This window comes from Pseudoalteromonas sp. SG43-6, assembly GCF_014164365.1.
Lineage (GTDB): Bacteria > Pseudomonadota > Gammaproteobacteria > Enterobacterales > Alteromonadaceae > Pseudoalteromonas > Pseudoalteromonas rhizosphaerae.
This window is the reverse complement of the sequence record NZ_JACJEZ010000087.1, coordinates 1-9,261: the sequence shown is the minus strand read 5'-3', so window position 1 is coordinate 9,261 and position 9,261 is coordinate 1. Positions and strand designations below refer to the sequence as shown.

The following is a 9,261-nucleotide window of genomic DNA, read 5'->3' as shown; positions in this document are numbered from 1 at the left end:
GCATAGTGCAGCCTTTTATTCTAGTACTAGATAATGAATCTAGTGTGTATAAATATAGTTTAACCTACATTTTTACGTGCATTGCGGAACATACGCATCCATGGGCTATCTTCGCGCCACTCATCTGGGTGCCACGAGTTAGCAACCGCACGGAATACACGTTCAGGATGTGGCATCATTACTGTAGCACGGCCATCAGCTGAAGTAATACCTGTGATACCTTCTGGCGAGCCGTTCGGGTTAGCAGGATATTGTGTCGTAGGGTTACCGTAGTTATCAACAAACTTAACCGCTACAGTACCTGACTCAAGCGCTGCTTTCACTGCTGCATCATTAGCAAACTCAGCATGACCTTCACCGTGAGACACAGCGATAGGCATACGAGAGCCCGCCATACCGTTGAAGAATACCGAAGGATTCTCTTGCACTTCAACTAAGCTAAAACGTGCTTCAAAACGTTCCGATTTATTTGTCACAAAGCGTGGCCAATGTTCAGTGCCAGGGATCAACTCTTTTAATGTTGATAACATCTGACAACCGTTACACACACCTAAACTAAATGAGTCTTGGCGCTCAAAGAAGCTTTGGAACTGCTCACGTGCCATATCATTAAATAAGATTGATTTAGCCCAACCTTCACCAGCACCTAACACGTCACCGTAAGAGAAGCCGCCACATGCCACTAAGCCTTTAAACTCTTCCAGACTTAAACGCCCTTCAAGAATATCGCTCATGTGTACATCAACTGCCGCAAAACCAGCACGGTTAAATGCAGCTGCCATTTCTAAATGCGAGTTAACACCTTGCTCTCGTAAGATAGCCATTTTAGGCTTAGCGCCTGTCGCAATATACGGTGCTGCCACATCTTCATTTAAATCGAAGTTTAGTTTAACGTTAAGACCAGGGTCTTTAACATCAAACTTGGCATCAAATTCTTGCTTGGCACAATCAGGGTTATCACGACGTGCTTGCATTTGGTAGGTGGTTTCTGCCCAAATAGTACGTAATTCAGTACGCGTATTACTAAGTACAGGGTTACCAGAGCGGTTAAATACCACACTGTCGTCACTGTTAAGTGTGCCAATTTCATGGCTGATTGCAGCAATGCCATGTTCAGCAAATACTGCGTTCACGACCTCTAAATCACTGTTAGCAACTTGGATTACCGCTCCGAGCTCTTCATTATAAAGTGCTTCAATGTCAGAACCTGTTAAACCATCTAAATTAACAGTCACACCAGTATGACCCGCAAATGCCATTTCAGCCACTGTGGTAAATAAACCACCGTCTGAACGGTCATGATAAGCAAGTAACTTATTATCAGCGACTAACGCTTGCATTGCATTGTAGAAGCCTTTTAGTAATTCAGGGCTATCTACATCTGGCGTTACATCACCTAATTGCTTATAAACTTGCGCTAAACTTGATGCACCTAGTCGGTTTTTACCTGCACCTAAGTCAACCAAGATAAGTGAGGTTTCACCTTTATCTGTACGTAGCTGCGGAGTAACCGTTTTACGTACATCGTCAACACGACCAAACGCGGTGATAATAAGTGATAATGGTGCTGTTACTGACTTCTGCTCGCCATTCTCATCCCACTGGGTTTTCATCGACATAGAGTCTTTACCCACAGGAATGGTTAAACCAAGCGCAGGACAAAGCTCTTCACCCACTGCTTTAACTGCTTCGTAAAGACCCGCATCTTCGCCAGGGTGACCAGCTGCTGCCATCCAGTTAGCAGACAACTTAATGTTTTCAAGCGGTCCAATGTTAGCACAAGCAATATTGGTTAATGATTCAGCTACGGCCAAACGTGCTGATGCACCGTAATTAAGCAATGCTGCAGGTGTACGCTCACCAAGAGACATTGCCTCACCATGGTAAGTGTCATACGTTGCTGCAGTTACGGCACAGTTAGCAACTGGCACCTGCCAAGGACCAACCATTTGGTCACGAGCAACTAGCCCTGTTACTGAGCGGTCACCAATGGTGATCAAGAACGTCTTTTCAGCAATCGCAGGTAAACGTAATAAACGTGTTGCCGCTTCACTTACGTCAATATTTGCAGTATCCAGCGCTTTACCAATAACTTGTTGAGATTGCGCTTCACGGTGCATTTTAGGTGCTTTGCCTAATAACACATCCAGTGGTAAATCAACGGGGTTGTTACCAAAATGGCTATCTGCAACGGTTAAATGACGCTCTTCAGTCGCTTCACCTATTACAGCATATTGCGCACGTTCACGCTTACAAATGGCTTCAAAACGGTCAAAATCTTCAACCGCGACAGCAAGTACATAACGCTCTTGAGACTCGTTACACCAGATCTCATGCGGTGCCATGCCCGGCTCATCATTCGGAATATCGCGCAGTTGGAATTTGCCCCCACGACCACCGTCATTAACAAGCTCAGGGAATGCATTTGATAAACCGCCCGCGCCCACATCGTGAATAAACGCGATTGGGTTAGCATCACCTAACTGCCAGCATTTATCGATGACTTCTTGACAACGACGTTCCATTTCTGGGTTTTCACGTTGTACTGACGCAAAATCTAAATCTTCATTTGATTGGCCTGACGCCATTGATGAAGCAGCGCCGCCACCTAAACCAATGTTCATCGCTGGGCCACCTAACGCAATCAACTTAGCGCCAACAGGAATTTCACCTTTTTGTACATGGTCAGTACGAATATTACCTAAACCACCTGCAAGCATAATTGGCTTGTGGTAACCACGCACCTCAAGGCCATTATGACTGGTTACTTGCTCTTCATAAGTGCGGAAGTAACCGACTAAGTTTGGACGACCAAACTCATTATTAAACGCAGCGCCACCCAATGGGCCCTCAGTCATAATATCTAATGCTGTAACGATACGAGCAGGCTTACCAAAATCAGTTTCCCACGGTTGCTCGTAACCAGGAATACGTAAGTTTGATACAGTAAAGCCAACTAAACCTGCTTTTGGCTTAGAGCCACGGCCTGTTGCACCTTCATCACGAATTTCACCACCTGAACCGGTAGCAGCACCAGAAAAAGGTGCAATCGCAGTTGGGTGGTTATGGGTTTCAACTTTCATCAAGATTTCAATGTTCTCTTGATGATATGCATATTCACCTTCAGCATTTGGGAAGAAACGACCCGCTTTCGAACCTTTCATTACTGCGGCGTTATCTTTATAAGCAGATAATACGTTTTCAGGGTTTAGCTCGTAGGTATTTTTAATCATTTTGAATAGCGATTTAGGCTGAACTACACCATCGATGGTCCAATCTGCATTAAAAATTTTATGACGACAATGCTCTGAGTTTGCTTGGGCAAACATAAATAATTCAATGTCGTTCGGGTTACGCCCTAACTTTTGGAAGTTTTCTACCAAGTAATCAATTTCGTCATCAGCAAGGGCAAAACCTTGCTCAACGTTTGCAGTTGCTAGCGCTTCACGGCCGCCGGCTAAAATGTCAACTGATGACATTTGACTCGGTGCATCAGTACGGAATAACGTCGCAGCGTTGTCCATTGCGCTGTGCGTTGCTTCGGTCATGCGGTCATGTAATAAGGCTGCAACTTGATTTAATTGCTCAGCGTTTAAGTCACCTTCAACATAATAAGCGATGCCGCGCTCAACACGGTGTACTTGAGTTAAGCCACAATTATGTGCAATATCCGTCGCTTTTGAAGCCCATGGCGAGATTGTGCCAGGACGAGGCGTTACTAACACCAAAGTGCCTGCAGGTGTATGTTCGGCAATCGTTGGACCATAGGTAAGTAACTTCTCAAGCTTAGTTTGCTCATCACTTGACAGCTGTGCGGTTAGATCTGCAAAGTGTGCATACTCAGCGTATACATTAGTGACTGGAAGTTGCGCCTGTTGGCAACGGGCTAAAATTTTCTGAACTCTAAAATCGGAAAGTGCTGGTGCACCACGAAGGATCAACATAGGTATTTTCATCCGGGGTTAGGGATTGAACGATATTTTAGGCGGGTATTATATACTCAAGTAACTCGGAAATACAGGTTAAGCAGGGAATTAAAATTGCAGCAAGAGCGCTATAAGTTAGCATCGTTTATTGCTAATTATACCTAGTGGCAGATGAAATATAAAACACAGTAAAGTCATCTATGACAAATCGCCAAGTGACGTCATCGCAAAGTTTTGATATAAGGGTGTAATAGCATTCAAGGGGCACAGTATGTTTAAACAAAAGCTAATAACAATCATTACGTTAGTAATGCTTTTGTGTGCCTGCGATATGCAACAGCAGCAATCTCAACTCAGCCAAATAAAAACTCAAAACAAAATCAGAGTAGGTACGTTAGCTGGAGCAAGTAATTATTATCAAGCAGTGCAAGGTGAACAAGGATTTGAATATGAGTTAGCGCAAGAGTTTGCAGATCACCTTGGGGTTGAACTGGAGATGGTGCCATTTTTTAACTTATCCGACATGTTTTCACGCTTAGATAGCGGCGATTTAGACTTAATAGCCTCTGGTTTAACGTACAATAAAGTACGCGCCCAAGATTACCGTTTTGGCCCAACCTATCGCACAATTAGCCAAAAACTGGTTTATAAACAAGGTAGAGTAAGACCTCGTGATTTTGATGATCTAACCGATAACCTGACAGTACTTGCCAAAAGTAGCCATTCATTGGCACTGCAACAAATTAAACAAACTCACCCCAATTTAAATTGGCGCGAAACAGAAGATCTCGACGAAGAAGAGCTATTACAAGCAGTGATCGATGGTGATATTGATTACACTCTTGCCGACTCACATACCCTATCGTTGTTTCGTCGCTATCACCCTAATCTTAGTATTGGTTTTTCTGTTACTCGTAACGATCCCATTGCTTGGCTGCTGCGCAAAGACGGCGACGATTCGTTATATGCGTTAATGGTGCCGTTTTTTGGTGAAGTAAAACAAAGTAATCAGCTTTATGTACTTGAAGAAAAATATTTTGGCCATGTCCGCCAATTTAACTACGTTAATACCCTTGCCTATATTGAAGCAATTAAAGAAACACTGCCAAAATATCAACCTTGGTTTGAGCAATATGCAGGCAGCCTAGATTGGCGATTACTTGCAGCTTTAAGTTATCAAGAATCAATGTGGAATCCGCGAGCAAAATCCCCCACAGGAGTTCGTGGTATTATGATGCTCACTCGTGATACTGCAAAGCAGGTCGGCGTAACTAATCGTCTTGCTCCTGAGCAAAATATCAAAGGCGGCGCAGAATATTTGACGAAGCTAGAAAAACGAATTCCCGACCGCGTTCCTCAGCCAGATCGTACTTGGCTAGCTTTAGCATCCTATAATATTGGTTGGGGTCACGTGAACGATGCTCGTATTATTACCGAGCAGCAAGGTGCTAGCCCTGATAAATGGGCTGATGTGAAAAAACGCTTACCGCTATTAATCAAAAAACGTTACTACCGTAAAACCAAGTATGGCTATTCGCGCGGTGACGTTGCAGTCAAGTATGTGGATAATATTCGTCGTTACTACGATGCACTAGTTTGGTTAGATGAAAATGACGCGATCAGCACACCGACTACTGAACCCGATGATGCTGAACAAATAGATCAACCTACTACCCAAGCTGCTGAGATTAAAAATCCAAAGCCTGCCACAATACAAACCACGGTCTCCCCAGCAAAAGATGACAGTATCGATGAGCAAGCACCGCAAAAAAAAGATAACGGCGAACAATAAAAATAACTTTAAATGCGATAGGTACGCGCAAACTAAAATATCTATTTACTTGTCATCAAATGATCACTAATGTGTAGTATCAAGTATATAATTAACTTATATCTTTTCTCACTCTCACATTTTCAGGAGAAACCATGCTGAAACGTCGGCGTACACATTCGTTCAAACGAAATGTTATTTATTCATCATCTACCCGTCGCAGAATAATGCTGCGTAATTTACATAGAAAAGTAATTTGGCGTCGCAGAATGTTTGCAATGCAACAAATGGCAGAGTTAAGCATTGCAGCACCTGCAGGTTAAGCCTTCAGGTCACGCAAAGCTTTCTTTGCAGCTTTTATTTCTTGACGGCGGCGTTTAAAAAAATCAGAAATAGTTTGCCCACACAACTCACCTAGTATTCCGGCCTCAACTTCAACCTGATGATTTAATCTAGGATCTTGTAATAGATTCATAATAGAGCCTGCTGATCCTGTTTTTTCATCCGCAGCACCAAACACTAAACGTTTGATACGACTGTGTACTAGCAACCCGGCGCACATAGAGCATGGCTCCAACGTGACGTATAAAGTACAATCAATCAAGCGGTAATTATTAACGACCTTGCCACCTTCGCGTATCGCAATCATCTCTGCATGAGCAGAAGGATCGTTATCGGTAATCGAACGATTGTAGCCAGCTGCAATCAACTGATTATCTTTGACCAGTACAGCACCGACAGGAATTTCATTCAACTGCTCCGCTTTTTTTGCATACTCTAGAGCTTGCGCCATCCAATATTGATCGTTCAATTGTTCACTCATTGACTTAATCTTTAACTAATTATTGTTTAATTATACTCACTTAGGCCATTAAAACGCTAAATATACTGATTAGTGATAAAAATAAAACAAATTAAAACAGCTTTAACATGGCTCACCCCGTGCGATTTACGATATAATCTCTCGCTTTTTTTATTTAGCTCACAACACACGGGTAGCAAATGAAATTTCCTGGACGCCGCAGGCATAAACATTATTTTCCAGTGGAAGCCAAAGATCCACTTACTAATCAACTCAACGCCAGTGATAAATTGCAACGCAGCTACATCACAGGGATAGATCAAATCGTAGTTGATATAGAAGCTAAAGTCGATCAAGCTTTCCTTGACGAATTTCAACTGCGCCGAGGTATGTCGCAAGTTATTGATAGTGATATAACCAATGCATTATATGACCGCTTAAAACTCAACGATATGATCGATTATGAGTTTGCAGGCGGTACTATCGGCAACACTATGCACAACTACTCAGTATTAGCGGATGACCGCTCTGTACTACTGGGTGTGATGAGTGAAAACATTAAAATTGGTAGCTACGCTTATCGCTTTTTATGTAACACCTCAAGTCGTGTCGATCTCGACTATTTACAACCGGTAGATGGTCCTATCGGTCGCTGCTTTACACTCATTGACGATACTGGTGAACGTACTTTTGCCATCAGCGCAGGTCTGATGAACCACCTACGACCTGAATCAATCGATCAGGAGTTAATAGAGAACTCATCGGCATTAGTGATCAGTGCTTACTTAATGCGTACGCAAGGTTCTGAGACGATGACAGAAGCAACAATGCAAGCTGTCAAATATGCCAATGATGCTGGCATCCCTGTCGTACTCACTCTTGGTACTAAGTTTTTAATCGAGCAAGACCCTACTTGGTGGGCTAGTTTTGTTGAAAAACATGTTGATATTTTAGCAATGAATGAGGAAGAAGGGCTGGCAATAACTGGCTTTGAAGACCCTCTACTTGCTGCTGATAAAGCACTTGATTGGGTAGATTTAGTGATCTGTACCGCAGGTGAAAAAGGCTTGTTTATGGCAGGCTACATCGATGAGCAATTTAAACGAGAAACAGAATACCCATTGCTGCCTGGCGCAATACCAGATTTCAATCGTTATGAGTTTTCGCGCGCTATGCGCAAAGTTGACTGTCAGCAGCCAATTCGTGCATACAGCCATACAGCGCCATTTATGGGTGGTCCAGACTCTATTAAGAACACCAATGGTGCAGGAGATTGTGCATTAGCGGCGGTACTACATGACTTATCGGCAAATGTTTACCATAAGCTCAATGTTGGTAATTCAGCTAAACACCAGCAACCGGCAATGACCTACTCATCATTAGCACAAATTAGTAAGTATGCTAACCGTGCCAGTTTTGAGGTGTTAGTACAGCATTCACCGCGCTTATCTCGTGGTTTACCTGAGCGTGAAGACTGCCTCGAACAGGTTTATTGGGAGCAGTAACAACTCCCAATACATATTAGTTAAAAAATAGAGATATCAAGTTTTTTAGATAGCAGCTCAAGGGCTGCTATTCCTGCCACCGAGTTGCCAAATGAATTTAACCCAGGCGACCATACTGCCACTGTAAACTTATTCGGTAACACCGCTAATATAGTGCCCGATACTCCTGATTTACCCGGCATACCAACCCTATAACCAAAATCGCCCGCCGCATCATAGAGGCCGCTGGTAAATAATAATGAGTTGAGCTGTTTGTTTTGCAGACTTGAAAGTACGCGTCTATTAGACACGTTATCTATCCCTTTATTGGCCAGAAAGTTATATGCTTTAGCCAATTCGACACAATTGAGCTCTATTGCACAAAAATTAAAATATGCCCATAACACATCATCAACTTCGTTTTTAAAGTTACCAAAGGACTTCATTAAATGCCCCATTGCAGCATTACGATGACGAAATTCATACTCAGAATTAGCGACCTTCTTATCAATCACTATGCCCTTATTTCCAGACAATAACCTAAATGTTTCTAACATTGAATGCATAGGTGCAGACAAGCGGCTATATAACGCATCACAGGTAACGATAGCACCGGCATTTATGAAAGGGTTACGCGGTATACCCTTTTCAAACTCAAGCTGAGTCAAAGAGTTAAACGCAGTACCTGACGGCTCTTTGCCGACTCGTTGCCATAATTCATTACCATAGCGCTGCAGCGCTAACGTTAACGTCATTACTTTAGAAACAGATTGAATTGTAAAGCGTTGCGAGCAATCGCCTGCGCAAAATGTCTGGCCATCAGTCGTATATATAGCAATAGAAAATTGGTTAGCATCAACCTCAGCCAATGCTGGAATATAATCCGCCACTTTACCTTGTGATAACAGTGGTTGCACCTCAGCGGTAATTTCATTTAAGACTTGTTGATAATCAGAGGTAGGCAAGGTAACCCTCATTGGCATTGAAAACAGAAATAAAATTCTACCATATTAGAAGAAAAGCAGACTGACTTTATTACTCAAATAATACCTAATAAAACACGCTTACAGTCACTTATGAATAATGCTGATTTGCCTTTTACTTACAAAGAGTGCGAGCTTGCATTTTCTTATGGGTAGCGCGAGTTTTTTAAGATTAATACCAATCTGCATAAAGATTAAGTCAATTTTATCCAGTCTCTAGAGCATATGCTTTTAACCGTATCAGGAACAGAAATGAATTTATTCCACGCTTGCGAAACCTGTTCGACTATTTCTT

6 protein-coding genes are annotated in these 9,261 nt (G+C 42.6%); 3 read left to right on the top strand and 3 right to left on the bottom strand.

Annotated elements, in window-relative coordinates:
- Nucleotides 1-59: 59 nt before the first annotated feature.
- Nucleotides 60-3,944, bottom strand: coding sequence for a phosphoribosylformylglycinamidine synthase (gene purL / locus H5201_RS21575; protein ID WP_182785360.1), 3,885 nt, complete (start codon nucleotides 3,942-3,944; stop codon nucleotides 60-62).
- A gap of 253 nt (nucleotides 3,945-4,197) precedes the next feature.
- Here purL and mltF point away from each other — a divergent pair, with 253 nt between their 5' ends.
- Together mltF and H5201_RS21565 are read left to right on the top strand one after the other, a co-directional pair.
- Nucleotides 4,198-5,718 (top strand): membrane-bound lytic murein transglycosylase MltF, encoded by a 1,521-nt coding sequence (mltF, locus tag H5201_RS21570; protein WP_259398799.1) that lies wholly within the window; start codon nucleotides 4,198-4,200, stop codon nucleotides 5,716-5,718.
- A gap of 134 nt (nucleotides 5,719-5,852) precedes the next feature.
- The gene (locus H5201_RS21565; RefSeq protein WP_169020230.1) at nucleotides 5,853-6,020 is read left to right on the top strand and encodes a hypothetical protein; all 168 of its coding nucleotides are present in this window, start codon (nucleotides 5,853-5,855) and stop codon (nucleotides 6,018-6,020) included.
- On the opposite strand, the gene tadA is transcribed toward H5201_RS21565, so the two are convergent.
- Entirely contained in the window at nucleotides 6,017-6,520 is a 504-nt protein-coding gene (gene tadA, locus H5201_RS21560; protein WP_145235034.1) for a tRNA adenosine(34) deaminase TadA, read from the bottom strand. The genes H5201_RS21565 and tadA overlap by 4 nt on opposite strands.
- A 179-nt stretch (nucleotides 6,521-6,699) precedes the next feature.
- Between tadA and H5201_RS21555 the strand changes: the two genes are divergently transcribed.
- On the top strand, nucleotides 6,700-8,004 hold the full coding sequence (locus tag H5201_RS21555) for an inosine/guanosine kinase (RefSeq protein ID WP_145235032.1): 1,305 nt from the start codon (nucleotides 6,700-6,702) through the stop codon (nucleotides 8,002-8,004).
- A gap of 20 nt (nucleotides 8,005-8,024) precedes the next feature.
- Here H5201_RS21555 and glsB read toward each other — a convergent pair whose 3' ends face one another.
- Entirely contained in the window at nucleotides 8,025-8,948 is a 924-nt protein-coding gene (glsB, locus tag H5201_RS21550; RefSeq protein WP_145235030.1) for a glutaminase B, read from the bottom strand.
- Between the last annotated feature and the right edge of the window lie 313 nt (nucleotides 8,949-9,261).

Excerpts from the sequence above, each read along its gene's own strand:
- purL (WP_182785360.1), bottom strand. The coding sequence starts at position 3,944 with ATGTTGATCCTTCGTGGTGCACCAGCACTTTCCGATTTTAGAGTTCAG.
- mltF (WP_259398799.1), top strand. The coding sequence starts at position 4,198 with ATGTTTAAACAAAAGCTAATAACAATCATTACGTTAGTAATGCTTTTG.
- H5201_RS21565 (WP_169020230.1), top strand. The coding sequence starts at position 5,853 with ATGCTGAAACGTCGGCGTACACATTCGTTCAAACGAAATGTTATTTAT.
- tadA (WP_145235034.1), bottom strand. The coding sequence starts at position 6,520 with ATGAGTGAACAATTGAACGATCAATATTGGATGGCGCAAGCTCTAGAG.
- H5201_RS21555 (WP_145235032.1), top strand. The coding sequence starts at position 6,700 with ATGAAATTTCCTGGACGCCGCAGGCATAAACATTATTTTCCAGTGGAA.